This is a genomic window from Paenibacillus agri, from assembly GCF_013359945.1.
GTDB lineage: Bacteria > Bacillota > Bacilli > Paenibacillales > Paenibacillaceae > Paenibacillus_AQ > Paenibacillus_AQ agri.
The window spans coordinates 23,378-40,696 of record NZ_JABWCS010000188.1; the positions used below are offsets into that span (position 1 = coordinate 23,378).

General features: G+C 51.0%; 16 protein-coding genes. 1 reads left to right on the top strand and 15 read right to left on the bottom strand.

From position 1 onward, the window contains the following. Positions 1-54: 54 nt before the first annotated feature. From spoIIE to pth, 14 genes are all read right to left on the bottom strand, one after another. Positions 55-2,565, bottom strand: a complete 2,511-nt coding sequence (gene spoIIE / locus HPT30_RS04035) for a stage II sporulation protein E (protein WP_175370211.1) — start codon at positions 2,563-2,565, stop codon at positions 55-57. A gap of 395 nt (positions 2,566-2,960) precedes the next feature. After that, a complete protein-coding gene (locus HPT30_RS04040) occupies positions 2,961-3,461 on the bottom strand; it encodes a S1 domain-containing RNA-binding protein (protein WP_175370212.1) in 501 nt (166 codons plus the stop codon). Positions 3,462-3,585: 124 nt separating this feature from the next. Next, positions 3,586-3,918 (bottom strand): FtsB family cell division protein, encoded by a 333-nt coding sequence (locus HPT30_RS04045; RefSeq protein ID WP_175370213.1) that lies wholly within the window; start codon positions 3,916-3,918, stop codon positions 3,586-3,588. Between the two features lie 21 nt (positions 3,919-3,939). Next, positions 3,940-4,503 (bottom strand): spore cortex biosynthesis protein YabQ, encoded by a 564-nt coding sequence (gene yabQ, locus HPT30_RS04050; RefSeq protein ID WP_175370214.1) that lies wholly within the window; start codon positions 4,501-4,503, stop codon positions 3,940-3,942. Further along, entirely contained in the window at positions 4,500-4,784 is a 285-nt protein-coding gene (yabP, locus tag HPT30_RS04055) for a sporulation protein YabP (protein ID WP_066367901.1), read from the bottom strand. Before yabP ends, yabQ begins: the two co-directional genes overlap by 4 nt. Positions 4,785-4,971: 187 nt before the next feature. Further along, positions 4,972-5,250, bottom strand: coding sequence for an RNA-binding S4 domain-containing protein (locus HPT30_RS04060; protein WP_066367906.1), 279 nt, complete (start codon positions 5,248-5,250; stop codon positions 4,972-4,974). Further along, positions 5,250-5,522, bottom strand: a complete 273-nt coding sequence (locus HPT30_RS04065; RefSeq protein WP_066367909.1) for an HU family DNA-binding protein — start codon at positions 5,520-5,522, stop codon at positions 5,250-5,252. Before HPT30_RS04065 ends, HPT30_RS04060 begins: the two co-directional genes overlap by 1 nt. Before the next feature lie 525 nt (positions 5,523-6,047). Continuing rightward, positions 6,048-7,544 (bottom strand): bifunctional methyltransferase/pyrophosphohydrolase YabN, encoded by a 1,497-nt coding sequence (gene yabN / locus HPT30_RS04070; RefSeq protein WP_175370215.1) that lies wholly within the window; start codon positions 7,542-7,544, stop codon positions 6,048-6,050. Between the two features lie 124 nt (positions 7,545-7,668). After that, a complete protein-coding gene (locus HPT30_RS04075) occupies positions 7,669-9,339 on the bottom strand; it encodes a putative polysaccharide biosynthesis protein (RefSeq protein WP_175370216.1) in 1,671 nt (556 codons plus the stop codon). Positions 9,340-9,512: 173 nt separating this feature from the next. After that, a complete protein-coding gene (gene spoVT / locus HPT30_RS04080) occupies positions 9,513-10,055 on the bottom strand; it encodes a stage V sporulation protein T (protein ID WP_175370217.1) in 543 nt (180 codons plus the stop codon). 281 nt (positions 10,056-10,336) lie between these two features. Beyond that, complete coding sequence (locus HPT30_RS04085) at positions 10,337-11,365, bottom strand: peptidylprolyl isomerase (RefSeq protein WP_175370218.1); 1,029 nt, start codon at positions 11,363-11,365, stop codon at positions 10,337-10,339. Continuing rightward, a complete protein-coding gene (mfd, locus tag HPT30_RS04090) occupies positions 11,352-14,876 on the bottom strand; it encodes a transcription-repair coupling factor (RefSeq protein WP_175370219.1) in 3,525 nt (1,174 codons plus the stop codon). The genes HPT30_RS04085 and mfd overlap by 14 nt, the downstream gene beginning before the upstream one ends. A 131-nt stretch (positions 14,877-15,007) precedes the next feature. Next, complete coding sequence (locus HPT30_RS04095; protein ID WP_066367922.1) at positions 15,008-15,238, bottom strand: anti-sigma-F factor Fin family protein; 231 nt, start codon at positions 15,236-15,238, stop codon at positions 15,008-15,010. An 85-nt stretch (positions 15,239-15,323) separates the two neighbouring features. After that, the gene (gene pth / locus HPT30_RS04100; RefSeq protein ID WP_175370220.1) at positions 15,324-15,884 is read right to left on the bottom strand and encodes an aminoacyl-tRNA hydrolase; all 561 of its coding nucleotides are present in this window, start codon (positions 15,882-15,884) and stop codon (positions 15,324-15,326) included. Positions 15,885-16,001: 117 nt separating this feature from the next. Between pth and HPT30_RS04105 the strand changes: the two genes are divergently transcribed. Then, positions 16,002-16,202 carry a hypothetical protein gene (locus tag HPT30_RS04105; protein ID WP_175370221.1) on the top strand — a complete coding sequence of 67 codons (201 nt, stop codon included), beginning with the start codon at positions 16,002-16,004 and terminating at the stop codon, positions 16,200-16,202. A gap of 104 nt (positions 16,203-16,306) precedes the next feature. Here HPT30_RS04105 and HPT30_RS04110 read toward each other — a convergent pair whose 3' ends face one another. Then, positions 16,307-17,260 (bottom strand): ribose-phosphate diphosphokinase, encoded by a 954-nt coding sequence (locus HPT30_RS04110; protein WP_066367931.1) that lies wholly within the window; start codon positions 17,258-17,260, stop codon positions 16,307-16,309. Positions 17,261-17,319: the final 59 nt, after the last annotated feature.

Consider the following 17,319-nt stretch of genomic DNA (forward strand, 5'->3'; position numbering starts at 1 on the left):
CATCATTTCATTCGACTCGGCAGTTTAGACACAAAAGAACAGAGCAGTTGCACTCTAGCTCACCGTACGCGGGCGCTCCATTCGCCCAATTCCAGGCAGCTGCAAGCTGGACCATTCCGGATGATAATGGTCGATCCGACTGACGACGATGGTCATATCATCATGAATTTCATTGCCTTGATAACGAATGACCTTCTCTAGAAGGGTGTCAGCCATATCCTGCGGATCATGGCCCTCAAGCTCCTGTATCATTCGTTTCATCCATATCTCTTTATTAACGGCATATCCCGGTGCATCATAAATACCGTCGGTCATCATAATGAGAATATCGCCCGGATGGAGCTGCAAGGTGATCAGGTCCACCTCCATATCCTGAATAATGCCGATAGGCAAATTGCTAGCTGTCACAGGAATCACCTCGCTTCCCCGCCGGATAAAGCTAGGCGCGGAGGCGATTTTCATAAAAGTAGTCTGTGCAGAATATTGATCAATCAGCGCCATATCCACGGTAGCATAGAACTCGTCAGGGGAACGGAGCATCAGCACCGAATTGACGGATTTCACCGCCAGTTTCTCATCCATGCCGGATTGCAGCAGCTTCTCCAGCATTCCCAGCGCCGCGCTACTCTCCATCCGTGCACGCTCGCCGTTGCCCATTCCATCGCTGATCGATACAGCAAAGGTACCGTTGCCCAGTTCGACGGTACTGAAGCTGTCACCGGACAGTAAATCCCCTCCTTTGGCCGCATTAGCTATCCCGGTATTCACCTCAAAAGCTTTTGCCGATCCGAACGTAACCATCGAAAGCCCTTCACGGGGATGGACTGCCGTCTCGCTCATGACAGCTATGTTCTCATTAAGAATGTCCGAGAGCAGCGGGGCAATCATTTTGCGGCATTCATCGAACCCACGAGTATAGGCATGAACGACCTCAATTTCTACGCGTCCGGGGTCAAGGCTTAATATATCAATGCTATGGATGGACAAGCCCAGCTTCTCCAAGGCTTCACGAATCTGGCTTTCCTGGCGATACATCGCCTGTCCTTCCCGCTTAATTTCTTTGGCCAGGTCCTCCATCACCTGGGAGACGCCGGACAGCTGCTCGGCAACAAATTGCCGGCTGTCGTATATTTGTCTTTTCCACCGCATATCATGCTGGTAAAGGCCATATTGACCCTTCATGAACTCCAGAACCTCACCCGTCTTGCCGCAAATCCGGTTCCACTCAGGGGGGAGTTGAGCGGCCGTCACATCCGGGCATTCTTCCACGGTAGTCATCATGTCCGTCATATAACGATAGGTCTGATAGAATTTCGCATCCCAGCAATGACCACGGCGCACGCAACCTGCGCAGACATTGTCCGTCACCGTACTCATGAAATCCTCCATTTCACGTTCGGCTGTTCCCGCCTCTCCGGCGCGTGAGATTTGCCCAAAGCTGCTGGACAGCTGGCGGAATACCTGCGAGAACTGTGTCACCCTTTCTGCCGTAATATCCCGTACCCTGCGGGCATATTCATGCTGAGATCGACTATGATCGGCTGTACCCGGTACATATTTGGCAATTGCCGAAATCATGCTGCGCGGAGTCAGAAGAAATAACACCACCGCTACACAAGTCTCCCATGTTGAAACCATCATGTCACCCGGACCCGTGAAATAGACGGACAGAATACTGGAGCCCAGCAGCATTCCGATCGAAACAGCACCTTTCCGGCCTCCCTGCATCATGCCCGCCAGCATCCCGGAAAAAGCTAGCAGGCTCATCTGATAGATCGCCCCAATATCAGCCAAGCTGAGGATTAGCCCTGTAACGACCCCAACAGCGGCCCCTAGCGGGGCACCGCCAGCCATTGCAAATAATAGGATAAGGTATCGGGAAAGAATATGCTCCAGAGACAGCCCTCCTACAGACCAGCCGACCAATCCGGTCATTACGGAGGCGAGCAATATGATCAAGCAGAGAATTTCTTCATTACGCAGCGATCGGCTTTTCTGCCTAAAGGTCAATAGCGGAAGCGCCTGCACGAATACGAGCGTCAGTACGAACCCAAGCCCTGCATCGAGGGTCATCATCATCATTGGATACCAGGTGAATGAAGGGCCAATCACGATTTGGAACAGACCGACCATAAAGGAGGATACGAAGACCATAAGCGGGGCATAAGAAAGGTCAATACGCTGGAAGCTTTCCATTCCCTTATAGACCAACATAAATATTATCAACTCTGCGGCAATTACCAGGCCTCCAGGGAAAGGCGTGAAGAGGCTGCCTGCGATAATCGCTACGGCCACGGGGAGCATAGAGTCTCTGCGCATAAACATAATGACGGCAAAATAAGCAATAGCGAACGGGGACAGCTCATTCAAGATGGTAGCTCGTCCAAGCAGGAAACCCATAACGCTAAGGAGCAGCATCCATTTCTTCGCTGCCAGCAGCTGAAGGGCCCGCTGGTTCTGCGCCCATGTCTTCAGACGCGATCCCAAGCCTTCTTTTTGTGCTTTGTTGTCCTTGTTTCCTGTTCTTGTCCACTCCGGCAAATTAACCACATTGCTTTTACTCATTACTCTACACCACCCGTTTCCAAATTTATGGTTCTCATTATATAGTGGCGGTTCTGAGAAAGTTTGTCAGAAACGGAAGGTAAGTCATAAGAAATTTCCGACAAAAAAGCCTGTCCCGACAAACCTCGGAAAAAGGCCCTTTATTCCTTATGGGACAGTGGCTTACTCTGTTTGAACAGAAGCAATGCCGGCTTTCTGTCAGTGAATGACAGCAGGCATTCGCCAGCGATTGCCCCAAACTAATGCGAGATTGGCGAGGATGCTGTCGCCGATTTGGCGGTCCCCGACAAAAAAAGTTAAGGGTCGTGAAACCTTGTCTGTCTACTAAACAAAAAACAAAAAAACCGCAAAGGGCCAAAGGCCCCTGCGGTTATTTATGATGTTCAAGTTTGGGATTATACGCGCTTGGCTCCACGGCCTCCGCGTTTTCCTTCTGTGTTCTTCTTAATCGAAGACATGCGCTCTTCGCTGTCTTTCAGGAAGCGTGACATTTTATCCTCGAATGAAGGTTTACCGGCTGCAGGCTTGAATGGACGCCCTCCCCGTTCACGATTAAATCCACCGCCTCCACCACCGTTACCTCCACCGCCGCCGAAACGGTCTCCACCGCTTGGACGTTCAGGTCTTGGTGCTCTTGGGGGACGTACTTCCGATGCCGGCTTATCTACGGCCTGCTTGATGGAAAGTCCGATCTTACCGTCCTTGTCGACGTTGATCACCTTGACTGTTACTACATCACTAATCTTCAGATGATCGTTGACATCCTTGACGTAATTATCGGCGATTTCCGAGATGTGAACGAGACCTGTGACACCTCCTGACAGATCCACAAATGCTCCGAAATGCGTGATGCCTGTCACCTTGCCTTCTAACTTGGTGCCCACTTCAATTGCCATAGAATAAAATGATCCTCCCTTAAAAATATACAGACGAATATTAAGGTCATCCTGTCTGCGGTGATTTGATTATACAGTAAAGAGAACAGCAAGGCAACAGAGCGCAAAGCCCTTTTGACCTGCTTTATTTCCCTGATTGCTCTGTCCGGATCGGAGTCTCCCCCTGAGGGTAGATATTATACCATTTACGCGCCAATTGGCCGATATACTCATCATCATTCAGCCTGGATACATCGTATTTCAATTGATCCAGCGATTTGGTAATACTATCCTTGGTCTCCTGCTTCTTAGCCAGATCGGCACTCTTGTCCGCGATCAACGCGTGCTGGGAAAAGAAAATATAACCCGCCCAGCCGAAAAAAACCGTCACAACGACCAGCCAGATAAACTTCCTTCGCTTCGCGCCGGCAGCTGAAGCTTTATTCGCATTCTTCTCTTCTGCAGAAAATCTGTTCATGCTGCGTCCCCCTCTTCAAGGTCAGCGTTTCCATCGCCTAGTCAGCCAAGTAGTAATTGTTGTCATCCATGTGCTATGAACAAGCCGTGCCCAATAGGGAGAAAGCCATCTAACAGGCAGTATCCAAAGCGGCTTTGTTAGACGCAGGAGCAGCTTGAGAACAAACAGCACAATACGTCCGAGCAGCGTTAGTATCCCTTTGAGAAGACGCCAGAGCCACAGAAGCGGCATCCCGATCAGGATGGTTACAAGCTTCCAAAGGAATTTGAACACAGAATGAACCAACTGAATTAACATTACCACAAAACGCCGCACCGTAACACTGAAGATCAAAAAATAGATCCATACACCCAGAAATAGACCAAGGAACGCGTAGAACCGCAACTGCCCCTGATTACCGGCATACAGCAGACGAAACACAAGCAGGGCAGCCCACAGCCAGTACAGCAAATCCAGGGCGGCGCACAGCCAGTTGGGAAACCTTAACTTGAACGACAGCACCCGGTAGCCGTCATAGGCGAGTCCCATTACCACCCCGGCCAGCATCATGTAGAGCAGGGTTACCCATTGGACCCCGGGGTTCATTTGAAGAGCTTGCCGATAATTCCCTTGTTTTTGCCCTGCGAACCGGGATCAAGATAAATCAAAGAATGAACATTGCCTTCTAGCGACAGGAGTCCGTTTTCCAGGCTGAGATTTTTGATATGTAAATGGCTCCCGCGAATGGTTAGATGGCCGAGTTCTGTACGAAGCAGAAACTCCTCGCTGTCGAAACTCTCCACATTCTGCACGCCCGTAAGTTCGAGCTGCTTGCGGTCGTGCATATGCAGATCGTGCTGCTTATTGGCTTTTACTGGTTCGATCATAGCATGTACCCCTCCTTCTTATCTCTAATCTATGGTGAGGGAGTTTAAGATAGAACAAGGGCTTGTTTTAAAAATATGCTTAGTCTCTCTGAAGCCCTCTTATCCACGCAAAAAAAGCGCAACTCTACATTATTGTAAAGTTACGCTTTCTTTCATCAGGTATCCGTATAAGCTAAGTTACCGGCACTTACCACTCCAGCCCGTTGCTCTTCGCAACCGGCTCTTCCCGGAGCAGGGTGTACATTCCAGCGGCTTCGTCCTTGCGGGTCGTCTCCACCAGTTTTTCTACCTTGACCGTCACCAGCTTCTGACCGAACTGCACTGTAATCTCATCGCCGAGCTTTACTGTGCTGCTAGGTTTGGATTCCCGTCCATTAATCAGCACCCGGCCTTGTTCGGACACATCCTTGGCCACCGTACGGCGCTTAATCAAACGGGAGACTTTCAAAAATTTGTCGAGACGCATTAGTTGACGGCTTCTTTAAGCTTGTTACCTGCCTTGAAGGCCGGTACAGTGGATTCAGGAATTTCAATAGTTGTGCCCGTTTGCGGGTTACGGCCGGTACGACCGGAACGTTTGCGGGTTTCGAAAGTGCCGAAACCGATCAATTGGACTTTATCGCCTTTAGCCAGAGCTTCGGTGATCTCGCCCAGGAATCCATTCAGTACTGCTTCTACGTCTTTCTTTGCCAATCCGTTTTTCTCGGAAATGTTGTTAACCAAATCTGTCTTGTTCATAGTTTAAGGTTCCTCCTAGGATACGAAAAAATAAATGAAACGAGATTTATCGCCATTATCAGCCACAAATCACCATTTCGTCTTTATGATATTCTGGATGCCACCCGAAAATCCTGCCATGACTCGCCGTTTTTTTTAAAAGCAGGCTTCGTTCTTCCTGGCAAGAAGAGGGTTAGCAGAGTATAGCACTATTACATTATAAACTGCAATCCCTGCTTCAAATCAAAGATTCATAGCCGCTATATTCATAGCATAGCCGCTTCTTCGTGTATATATACGGCTAAGGAGCTTTCATCTCCTATATAGATTGAACTTATAATTTTTCTATTTTGGGATGAGCCGTGACTCCAGAGAATGTTTGGACTTCCGGCCGCTGCCCTTCTGCAGATTTATTGATTTTAACCGCTAATAGCAGTAGAAATCTGCAGAGCTTATGCTTCCGATGCTAGCTTTCCTGCGGAAAGCTTTCAGGCGGTCGCTATCGCTCCTACAGTTCCAAAATCCCCCTACGCGCAGTACCTGTCGTTACTTGCGCTCCTGGACCTTGGCTTCCTGCCAAAGTGCCTCCATCTCATCAAGACTGCTATCCTGCACGCTCTTCCCCTTGCTGCGCAGACTTTGTTCGATATATTGGAACCGCTGGACAAATTTGCGGTTGGTTCGAGTCAGCGCATCTTCCGGATCGGCGCTGATAAACCGGGCCACATTAGTGGCTGCAAAGAGCAGATCACCCAGCTCCAGAATCTGTTCTTCCGCAGGGGCTCCGCTATCAATAGCCTCCTGCAGCTCATCTGCCTCCTCGCGAACCTTCACCAGGCAGTCCAGTGCATTGTCCCAGTCAAAGCCTACCTTAGAGGCTTTCTTCTGCAGCTTATAGGCCTTCATCAAGGCCGGCAAATCCCGGGGGACGCCATCAAGGACAGATTGCTCCTCCGGCTTCACACCCTTACGCCGCTTCTCCTCTGCTTTCATGCCTTCCCAGTTCTGTAGTGCCTCATCCGCATTGCCGGCCTCCCGGTCGCCGAATACATGGGGATGACGGAACACCAGCTTGTTGTTCAGTCCCTCGATAACGTCAAACACATTGAACGTTCCCACTTCTTCTTCCATCTGAGCGTGCAGCATGATCTGCAGCAGCAGGTCACCCAGTTCCTCCTTCATGTGGTCCGGGTCATCCTCATCAATGGTTTCCAGCACTTCGTAGGTTTCTTCGATCAGGTTCTTGCGCAGCGATTCATGGGTCTGCTCTTGGTCCCAAGGACAGCCTTCCGGGCTGCGGAGAATATCGACAATTTCATGCAAACGGGCAAAGGTGCGATTCCGCACGTCTTCCGCATGGTTCGCCGGAATATAGATGAGCGACAGGTTGCCGTACCCGTCCAGACGGTCCAACTCATAGAGAGGCACCTTCAGAATTTGTTCCTCGTTCTCTACCCCAAGCGCATGCCCCACCACAACCTCATATTCGGGTGGATACAGCTCCATTAGGCACAGCTTGGTCTCCGAAGCGGTGAAGGTGTCATACACCTGACCGATCAGAGTGTGCAGCTCGGGCTGAAGATGTGAGCGGCGAATACCGGAAGCATCTAGCAGCTGGAACCCTTCGATAGGGTCAAAGCCGAGCCGCACAAAAGCCTCGTCCAGGAAGCTCTCGCCGCCCAGAATCTGCAGCTCTATGCCCCATTCGGGGCAGCGTTGCCGGAGTAAAGAAACCGCAGATTCGGCGACCATGGGATGCCCTGGCACCGCATAGACAATTTCCGTGCCTTGCTCGGCATTAAAAGCCTCTTGAATTAGACGGGAGGCAATTGCCTCATAGACCTCGGGGAAAGAGGACAAAGACTCGTACAATCCGTCGAACGATTTCCATTTAATCTCCAGCTCCGCAAGCGCGGACATCATCGGATGTTCCTTGGTGCGTACGTACACGGTGGAGGCTGCCTTCAGTTTCTTGATAATACCCAGCGTCAGCCGATCGGGATTGCCGGAACCCAGTCCGACAATCGTTAATGATGCGCTCATGCTTGTTCATCTCCTTATTGACCCTCTCTAGCCTTAACAACAGGCAGAAGGCACTCTATCCTTGAATGTTCTTCTGGGCTCGCTACGCGAGGCCAAAAGACAGTGAATGATTCATTTATAACGGCTAGCGGAACAACCGCAGCTTGCTAAAGCCCTTCGCCAGGGACGGGCCGATGCCCGGAAGCTGGCGCAACTCGCTCTCGCTGAGCAGCCGCAGGGCGATCGCGCCCACGGCGAAGACGGCGCAGCCCGCCGTCACGCCGAGCAGGCTTTGGGCCAGGCTGGCGGTACGCCCGCCCGCCAGCCCTGCCGCCGCGAACAGCGCGTCAGCTCCATAGCTGACGGCCGCAGCGGCGGCGGCCAGGCCCGCAAGTAGCACCGCGGGCTTGGCCAGGGCATCTGCGAAGCGAAGCCGCAGATAGCCCTGGCGGTGCAGCAGCAGCACATTCAGCGCTGCTGCCAGCAGGTGCGCGGCCACACTGGCGATGGCCGCGCCGGTAATGCCCTGCTGCGGGACAAGCAGCAGGTTGAGGGCCGCCTTGAGCCCCGCGGCGGCCAAGAGATGTAGTGCTGGGGCGCGCACATGCCCCAGCCCCTGCAGCAGCGCGGCCGAGATGATGCTGACCGTGCCGCCGGCGGCGGTGAAGGCCAGCCAGATCATCGTGCTGCTGCCGGCAGTATCGCCGTAGAGCGCGATGTTAATCGGCTCGGCCAGCACCGCCAGCCCCACGGCGGCTGCGAGGCCCAAGAGCCAGAACCAGCGCAGTGACAAACTGCAGCGGGTCTCGATCAGCTTCAGATCGCCGTTGTACTTGGCTTCTGCCAGTGCGGGAATGAACACGACGGACAGCGATGTGGCAAGCATGGTCACAATCTGCACAAGCGGAAGGCCGCGGTTGTAGATGCCAAACTGTGCCATGGCTGCACTTTCACTGAGACCCTCCGAGAGCAAACGAGGTACAGTAAATACGTCGACCAGTCCGATCAGTGGAAGGGCCAATGCCCCCAGCATTACAGGAACCCCATAGGCCAGCAGGCTGCTGGCCTTAATTCCTGAAGCTTGTCCCTGCAGGGACTTGGCTGCACCCTGGGACCTCGTTACTTCTGCAGTAGCCGCCACTTCTGCCACAGCGGAAAGCCCCGTATTGCGCCGGTGTCTCCGCCAGTACAGCAGCATCACTAGCAAGCCGGCGGCCCCGCCCCCGGCAGAGCCAAGCAGAGCACCAGCCGCAATACTCTCCACTCCGGCCCCGTGTGAAGTCAAATAAAGCAGCAGGACAATCATTACCGCTACGCGGACCGACTGCTCCACAATTTGTGATACCGCAGTGGGGGTCATATTGTGAAGACCCTGGAAATAACCCCGTAATGCCGCCATGACCGGAACGAATACAAGCCCCCACGCTGCACTGCGTAGTGCCGGTATGACATGGGAACTGCCGACCCATACAGCAATAAGAGGCGCGCCAGCATAGGTGAGGAGACCAAGCCCCAAACCACAGAGGCCAGTAATCAGCGTGGACAGCAGAAGGATTCTGCGGCCTTCATCTTCCCGTCTTCCGGCGGATGCCTCTGCCACGAATTTGGATATGGCTGAAGGCAAGCCCAGCATGGCGATAGTTATGAGCATCGTATATAGCGGATAAACCGTATTGTAGATGCCGAATACAGCATCACCGCCCAGATTTTGCAGCGGAATTTTTTGCAAAGTGCCAATCAGCTTCGAGATAATCGCCGCCGCACTAAGAATAAAGGCTCCCTGGAGCAACCGGGACGCTTGTGTTGTCGATTTCATGAGATTACCTGCTTTTAACACTGAATTTGGAAAGAAACGCAACTGCCACCCAGTCAAACAACCGTAGCCAAAACAAGCTTAATTATAACGTATGTATGCCCTGAACGACAAAACTCCCGCTTTCCTTTGTACATCATACCAAAAGGAGAGCAGGAGCCATAGTACCGTAGATATTACTGTTCCATCTGCTTGCCCAAAAATGCGGCAGCCGTTTCAGTCATTTTGACTTCCATCTGAGACATCTTCACCGAATCATCCTTGTTTAGCATCACTACACAGCCGATCGGATCGCCTCCGGAAATAATCGGTGATGCTACATAAGTAGACAGCAGTTCTGGATGGTCTTTGCCTATCTCATAATTGCCACCGTTCGTTTCCAGCACTGTTTTGCGGCCATCCATTACCTTTTCCAGCAGCACACCGACTTGCTTCTCCAAATACTCCTTCTTGGAACCGCCTGCAAGTGCAATGAAGGTATCTCGGTCTGAGATGATGGTAATATGACCTGTGCTTTCATACAGCGACTCGGCATATTCTTTGGCAAAATCACCAAGCTCGCCGATTGGAGAGTATTTCTTCAGAATGACCTCACCATCGCGGTCAACGAAGATTTCCAGAGGGTCCCCTTCCCGGATCCGAAGCGTCCGTCTAATTTCTTTAGGAATCACCACTCTTCCGAGGTCGTCAATACGTCGTACAATTCCAGTAGCTTTCATTCACATGTTGCCCCGCTTTCTTAAGAAGTATTGTTCAACTACTGTCCATTATGGGAATGGATAATCCCAGTGATTTATCGTAATATCTGCCCATAGTATTCATCTCTTCCCAGTTCCTTATACATATCATTGCCTGTATAAAAAATCTCGGGCAATCTTCGCCCATTACTGCGAATAACCTGAATAAAACAAAAAATACCGCCCACAAGGGCGGTATTTGAAACAGAAAGCAAAGATGCTTTCTTCAGTGCAATGGATTATAAAGGGGAGCTTGTCCCGGCTTATTCAGCAGCTTTTGTTGCCTCAGGAGACGCACTTGGCTCTGTGCCTTTTTCATCAGCAGGGGCAGAGCTCTTCGGCAGGTTGATCTTCTCAATGATGCCGTCGAGTTCCTTCTCCATGAAGTTCTCCAGACTCTTCGAAGCCAATGATTGCTTAATGTTTTCCTTCTGCTCATCGGTCAGTTGGTCGAAGGTCTTCTCCGTACGGGATTCCACCTTGATAATGTGATATCCGAATTGGCTCTCTACCGGTTCACTGATCGTGTTCAGCGGCAGGGTTTGTGCAGCCTTCTTAAACGACTCTACATAGGTACCAAGTGGTTTATCTTTGTACTCGCCACCCGTTTCCTTGGAAGCCGTATCGTCGGTGTATTTCTTCACAACTTCTGCAAAATCGGCTCCCCCGTCAAGCTCCGCCTTTACTTGCTTCGCGAGCTTCAAAGCATCCTCTTTGCTGCGTTCCTTCTTGTCGGCATCTGTAAAGCCAATCAGGACATGACGCAGAGTAGCTACGGTAAAGTCGCCCTTTGTCGCTTCAAATTCTTTTTTCACGTCTTCATCCGTGACTTTGAGCAGCATGTCCTGATACACAGTCAGTACACGCACCATGTACGCATGAATATCTTCTTCCGTGATCCCTTGCTGCTTCAAAGTATCTTTATACGTTTTGCCAAGACCTTTTTTCATAGCCTCAACTTGGGCATCGGCTTCCTTCTTGGCTTCTTTCTTGGCCTCGTCGGTAGCTTGTCCAGCCAAATACTCGAAGGCTACCTCTTGCTTGAGGATGGACTCCTTGAAGGCATCAATTTGCAAATATTGTGCCTGATCCGGTGACAGGAATTTCATGATCTTCTGATCCAGATCAAATGCTTTTTCTGTAATAGTACCACCTTTATAAGTAGCAACTGCCGTACTATTATCCGCGGCATTGCCCCCCTTACTGCTGCAAGCAGATAGTACAGAGAAGGAAAGCGCTGCTGCCAGTGATACGAGCAGCACTTTCCAGGTTTTTGTTTTATTTAACGACATTGTGAAGTTCTCCCTTCGATTTGAAAGCCTGTTTAACTTCCTCCAGGAATTGCTCGAGTAAGTCAAGCAGCTCTTTGTCCCCGAGTCGTTTGGACTTGACCCGGATGACGGCTTTTGCATCCTTTTCAAATTGTACACGTCTTTCGAAACGATTTCCAACTTTAGCGAGCTTTGTCGTATCAAAAGCTCCGATCCGGTCCTCATAAAAATTGAGCGAGACCTCGTCTCCCCGCCGCACCATAGCGTCGATGCCGTACATCTTACCATAGACCTTCAGCCTTGCTACAGACAAGAGGTTAACGACTGCCTCCGGCAGCTCCCCGAAGCGGTCAAGCAGCTCGTCTTCAAGCTCGGAAGCATCGTCAAAGGCGGAAATAGCAGCTACCTTTTTATAAATTTCAATTTTTTGGATGCTGTCGTAAATATACTCTGACGGGAGATAGGCGTCAATCGACAAATCAATGACTGTATTACCTTCCTTCAGCGAGGTATCTTCCTCGCCAAGTACAGTTACTTTGCGTTTGCGAATCTCCTCTGCCAGCATCTGCGAATATAGATCAAAGCCCACTGAGGCGATAAAACCGTGCTGCTCTGCCCCCAGCAAGTTCCCCGCCCCACGGATGGAGAGGTCACGCATAGCGATTTTGAACCCGGAGCCAAGCTCCGTGAACTCCTTGATCGACTGCAGCCGCTTCTCCGCCACTTCAGTCAGAACCTTATCCCGCTGATACGTAAAATAGGCGTAAGCGATCCGGTTGGACCGGCCTACCCGTCCCCGCAGCTGATAGAGCTGGGAAAGGCCCATTTTATCAGCATCATGCACAATGAGCGTATTAACGTTAGGAATATCTACTCCGGTCTCGATAATACTTGTGCTGACGAGCACGTCGTATTCGCCATCAAGGAAGTCCAGGATCGTTTTCTCCAGCTCCTGCTCCGACATCTGGCCATGACCGATACCAACGCGTGCTTCCGGCACCAGCATGGAGATTTGCGCAGCCATTTCCTGAATACCTTGGACACGGTTATACAGATAGTAGACCTGTCCCCCGCGTGCGAGCTCCCGCTCCACTGCCTCACGGGTCAGAGTCTGGCTATGTTCAACGACATACGTCTGTACGGGAAAGCGGTTCTCCGGTGGCGTCTCAATAACAGACAAATCCCGTACCCCAAGCATCGACATGTGCAGTGTGCGGGGAATCGGTGTTGCGGTCAATGTCAGTACATCCACGTTCGTCTTCAGCTTCTTCAGCTTTTCTTTATGCGTCACACCGAAACGCTGCTCCTCATCCACAATCAACAAACCTAAATCTTTGAAGACCAGATCTTGAGAGAGCAACCGGTGTGTACCGATTACCACATCAACAGTTCCCTGTTTGACACCCTTGATCGTATCATTCTGCTCTTTGCGGCTACGGAATCGGCTTAGCACTTGAATATTCAGCGGGTAATTGGAAAACCGCTCACGGAATGTCTCGTAGTGCTGCTGGGCTAGAATCGTCGTCGGCACTAATACAGCCACTTGCTTACCTTCAATGGCTGCTTTGAAGGCGGCACGAATGGCTACCTCAGTCTTACCATAACCGACATCGCCGCATAGCAGACGGTCCATCGGACGGTTCTGCTCCATGTCCTTTTTAATTTCCTCAATCGCCCGCAGCTGGTCACGAGTCTCCTCGTACGGGAATACCTCTTCGAACTCCTGCTGCTCCTGAGTATCCTTCTCGAATCCGTATCCCATCGCGCTTTGACGCTCGGCATACAGCTTGATCAGATCGTCGGCAATATCCTGTACCGAAGAACGCACCTTATTAGTGACACGGGTCCATTCATTTCCACCCAGCTTGTATACCTTAGGCTCTTTGTCTTCGGAACCGACATATTTCTGGATCAGGTCAATCTGTTCGATCGGCACAGACAGCTTGTCGCCGCCAGCATACATAATATGCATGTAGTCACGGTGGATCCCGCTGACTTCCAGCGTACCGATCCCCATGTATTTACCAATCCCGTGGTTCTGGTGAACGACATAATCGCCTATTTTCAATTCCGTGTAGCTCTTGATTCGTTCAGCGTTGTCTATACCCTTCGACACTTTGCGCGCTTTGCGCTGCTTCTGGGAGAACATCTCGCCTTCGGTAATCACGGCAAGGTGAATAGATGGGAGCTCAAAGCCGGAGCCCAGATTTCCCTGAACAATGGTTGGCTCCTCAATACCGTAGTCATAAAGGACTCTGCGCACACGCTCAATACGTTCCTCGCCATTCGCCAGCATAATGACTTTAACGCCGGATTTGTGCCAGCGTTCCATCTCTGACTTCAGCACATTCATCTGTCCATGGAAATCCTGCATCCCGCGGCTGATGAACCCCAGTATGTTCTGAGGCTGAACATGTGGAACCTGGCGGAGAAAGATCGACATAAACAGACTTTGGAACGGACGGTGATACATTACCGTGTCAGTCTCTACAGAGAGCTGCAGATCCGGTAGCGTCTTGCCATTCTGCAGCAAATGAAGGTTCCATTCCGATTCATCCCGTTCCAACTGCTTAGCCGTCTCCAAGAGCCGTGCTGGCTCGTCGAATACAAGCAGTGTATCCTCGACCATATAGTCATACAGATGGGAACGTTCAGGATAAAGCAAACTGATATATTTATAGATTTCCGGAAAATAAGTGCCCTGGCGGAGCATTTCCAGCTCACGGCCCATTTCCTCCCGCAGACGCAGCTTCGCCTGGCGGTCTGTCATCTTCTCAAGCTGGCGTTCCAGCAGAACTGCCGCCTCAGCAGCAGCCGCTTCCTGGCGGGACTTGTCCGCGATGATCTCCTTGGCTGGAGTAATTTTCACACTACGTACTTTGTCAATCGAGCGTTGATCGGCCGGATCGAAGGTTCTGATAGAATCGACTTCTTCGTCGAACAGCTCCACCCGGTATGCCAAGGCAGAGGTCATTGGATAAAAGTCAACAATCCCCCCTCTTACACTTAGCTCGCCACGGTTCTCTACCCGTTCTACCCGCTCATAGCCCATTTCGATCATGGACAGCAGGAATTCCTCAAGGTTAAGTGTACCGTCCTGTGAGATTGTCACCTGCGCTCCAGCCATAACATGAGGGGAGGGCAGCAGACGGCGCACACCTGAATAAGGGGCGATTACAATGCCACGGAAGCCCTGAGCACATCGTGTCAGCACATCAATCCGCTGAGCTAACGTCTCTGGACTGGATACCGCCGCCTCAGCGGCCACCAGTTCATTGGCAGGATAAAGCAGCACGCGATCCGGAGAAAGCGCTTCCTGCAAATCATCGGCCATCTTCTGAGCCGAGAACATATTATGCGTCACCACGAGCAGTGGGCGTGCTGTCTCTTCATGCAGCGCCGCCAGCATGATCTGTCGGGCAGATCCGGACAAGCCGGATATGAGCTGTTCCTTCATACCTGCTGCAATACCGCGGGTGACAGATTGAAAATCGGGATCTTTGGAAAAAGCTTCTATAAGACCTTGTAACAACAGGCGCACCTCTCTTACTAAACAGGCTGAAGGCGGCTGATGCCGCCTCACCTGTTATGATTGGAATCGAAAAACAAGCCTCAGCTGTAACGCCAAGGCTTGCGGATGACGATAGAGACAGGCGCTTCCACTTACTGAAGCGGACTGGCCAGTAGGCTGAGCTCGGGATTGTTATCCAAGGCCTGCTTGCAGTAATCGCAAGTAACCTTTACCGTAATCTCACCTTCTGAATCATACGCTATGATATCTCTGCGCTCCGCAGGGGTCAAGGAATGTAGGCCTAGCTGCACTTCTGTCGCATCGCTTCTGTGAATGCTGCCCAGAAAGGTTCTGCAGTGCCTGCATACATAGTTTATTGCCATCTATATGCCTCCTGAAGGTAGTATATACCTTCAGTATGCCCGGCTGACACTGTCTTTAGCCTGGTACAAAGACCATTGCTACATATTAGCCGTTGAATTTGGCCATGGTCTGCTCAAACGTATTCTTGAGACTGAACTCGAGCGCATCACAGGTACTCGTAATCGTATCCTGCAGCTTATCCCCGTCCTTCTTGGCAAAAGTGGACAGTACATAATCCACTATTGCATAACCTGGCTCAGGGCGGGAGATACCCATTCTTACCCGATTAAAGTTCTGGGTTCCTGTGTGCTGTATGATGGATTTAATTCCGTTATGCCCGCCAGAACTTCCCTGATAACGCAGTCGGACCTTGCCTAGCTCTGTATCCAGGTCATCGTAGACTACGATCATATCTTCAAGCTGAACCTTGTAATAATCCATATATGCGCGTACGGCTTCACCGGAAAGGTTCATGAAGGTCATTGGCTTGATCAGTACGGTCTTGACGCCGCCGATCACCCCTTCACCGATAATCGATTTGCATTTGTTCTGATTCAAGGAAATTCCATGTCTGGCTGCCAGTTCATCCAGCGCCATGAATCCGACATTATGCTTGGTTTTCGCATATTGCGGACCGGGATTTCCGAGTCCAACTATCCATTTCATTGCTGAACGTTCCTTTCTCTTCGGCTCTTTTGCGCAAGTGATTCCTGTTTTTGGTACAATGGAAGCATAAGAGCTTCTTGGACCGACATTACACTTTCGAAGACAGGTGATTATTCTATGTTACGCCAGGGCGAGAAATTAATGCTTCACCGCCATTTCCAGTATCACATCCAGTATGCTGTGCCTGTCGAGATTTACCTGGACAATGTGCACATAGACATCGGTATACTGACGGCAGTAGATGAAGGCTTTGTCGAGCTGCAGGGTACGCTGTACAACCGCAATCGCTATACCTTCATCTCCCGTCCCGGGTACTAGAAGCCATACGCTTCTCCCGGCATCACGCCGAGAAGGGTTACATCTTCCTGATAGGAGAGGTGTAACCCTTTATTTATTATACAGTTACTTCTAGTCTATCAATCTTATTCAATCTCGAACAACTTGCTGATCGACAGCTCCTCGTGCACGCGGATGATGGCTTCGCCCATCAGTGGAGCAACGGATAGCACTTTTAGCTTCGAAGTAGGGTTCTCGCTGCGGATTGGAATGGTATCCGTCACGATAATCTCCTTGATCGGCGAGTTCTCCAGACGCTCATGCGCAGGTCCGGACAAGACCGGGTGGGTACAGCAAGCGTATACTTCCTTCACGCCGCCTTCCATCAGGGCATTAGCGCCCAGTACAATCGTTCCGGCTGTATCAATGATATCGTCAATCAGAATCGCTGTTTTGCCTTCAATGTTACCAATGATGTTCATAACTTCACTGACATTTGGCTCCGGACGACGTTTGTCGATAATGGCCAGCGGAGCATTCAGGAAATCAGCCAGTTTTCTGGCGCGAACCACACCGCCGTGGTCAGGAGACACAACGACAGGATTCTCGATTTGTTTCGAGCGGAAATACTGGGCCAAAATCGGCACGCCGAGCAAATGATCCACCGGAATATCAAAGAAGCCCTGAATCTGCATTGCGTGAAGGTCCATCGTAATGACGCGGTGTGCTCCTGCCTTTTCAATCAGGTTCGCCACCAGCTTGGCCGTAATCGGATCGCGTGAACGCGCTTTACGGTCCTGACGTGCATACCCGTAGTATGGAATAACAACGTTGATGCTCTTCGCGGAAGCACGCTTGAGTGCGTCGACCATGACGAGAAGCTCCATCAGGTTGTCATTGACTGGACCACAGGTTGACTGTACTACATATACATGGCAGCCCCGTACGCTTTCCGACAGCTTCACCTGAATCTCGCCATCGCTAAAGCTGGTAGTATGCGATTCACCCATCGGAATACCGATATAGTCCGCAATTTGACTGGCCAGCTTGGGATTAGAATTACAGGTGAAAATTTTTAGCTTGGAATCACAATAAGTCATAAAATATAAACCCTCCGTGACGGAATTTAGCTTTCCAAAGGCGCCGGAGCGGAGATGTT

Coding starts and splice junctions, on each gene's coding strand:
- spoIIE (WP_175370211.1), bottom strand. CDS start 2,565: ATGAGTAAAAGCAATGTGGTTAATTTGCCGGAGTGGACAAGAACAGGA.
- HPT30_RS04040 (WP_175370212.1), bottom strand. CDS start 3,461: ATGGCAATTGAAGTGGGCACCAAGTTAGAAGGCAAGGTGACAGGCATC.
- HPT30_RS04045 (WP_175370213.1), bottom strand. CDS start 3,918: ATGAACAGATTTTCTGCAGAAGAGAAGAATGCGAATAAAGCTTCAGCT.
- yabQ (WP_175370214.1), bottom strand. CDS start 4,503: ATGAACCCCGGGGTCCAATGGGTAACCCTGCTCTACATGATGCTGGCC.
- yabP (WP_066367901.1), bottom strand. CDS start 4,784: ATGATCGAACCAGTAAAAGCCAATAAGCAGCACGATCTGCATATGCAC.
- HPT30_RS04060 (WP_066367906.1), bottom strand. CDS start 5,250: ATGCGTCTCGACAAATTTTTGAAAGTCTCCCGTTTGATTAAGCGCCGT.
- HPT30_RS04065 (WP_066367909.1), bottom strand. CDS start 5,522: ATGAACAAGACAGATTTGGTTAACAACATTTCCGAGAAAAACGGATTG.
- yabN (WP_175370215.1), bottom strand. CDS start 7,544: ATGAGCGCATCATTAACGATTGTCGGACTGGGTTCCGGCAATCCCGAT.
- HPT30_RS04075 (WP_175370216.1), bottom strand. CDS start 9,339: ATGAAATCGACAACACAAGCGTCCCGGTTGCTCCAGGGAGCCTTTATT.
- spoVT (WP_175370217.1), bottom strand. CDS start 10,055: ATGAAAGCTACTGGAATTGTACGACGTATTGACGACCTCGGAAGAGTG.
- HPT30_RS04085 (WP_175370218.1), bottom strand. CDS start 11,365: ATGTCGTTAAATAAAACAAAAACCTGGAAAGTGCTGCTCGTATCACTG.
- HPT30_RS04095 (WP_066367922.1), bottom strand. CDS start 15,238: ATGGCAATAAACTATGTATGCAGGCACTGCAGAACCTTTCTGGGCAGC.
- pth (WP_175370220.1), bottom strand. CDS start 15,884: ATGAAATGGATAGTTGGACTCGGAAATCCCGGTCCGCAATATGCGAAA.
- HPT30_RS04105 (WP_175370221.1), top strand. CDS start 16,002: ATGTTACGCCAGGGCGAGAAATTAATGCTTCACCGCCATTTCCAGTAT.
- HPT30_RS04110 (WP_066367931.1), bottom strand. CDS start 17,260: ATGACTTATTGTGATTCCAAGCTAAAAATTTTCACCTGTAATTCTAAT.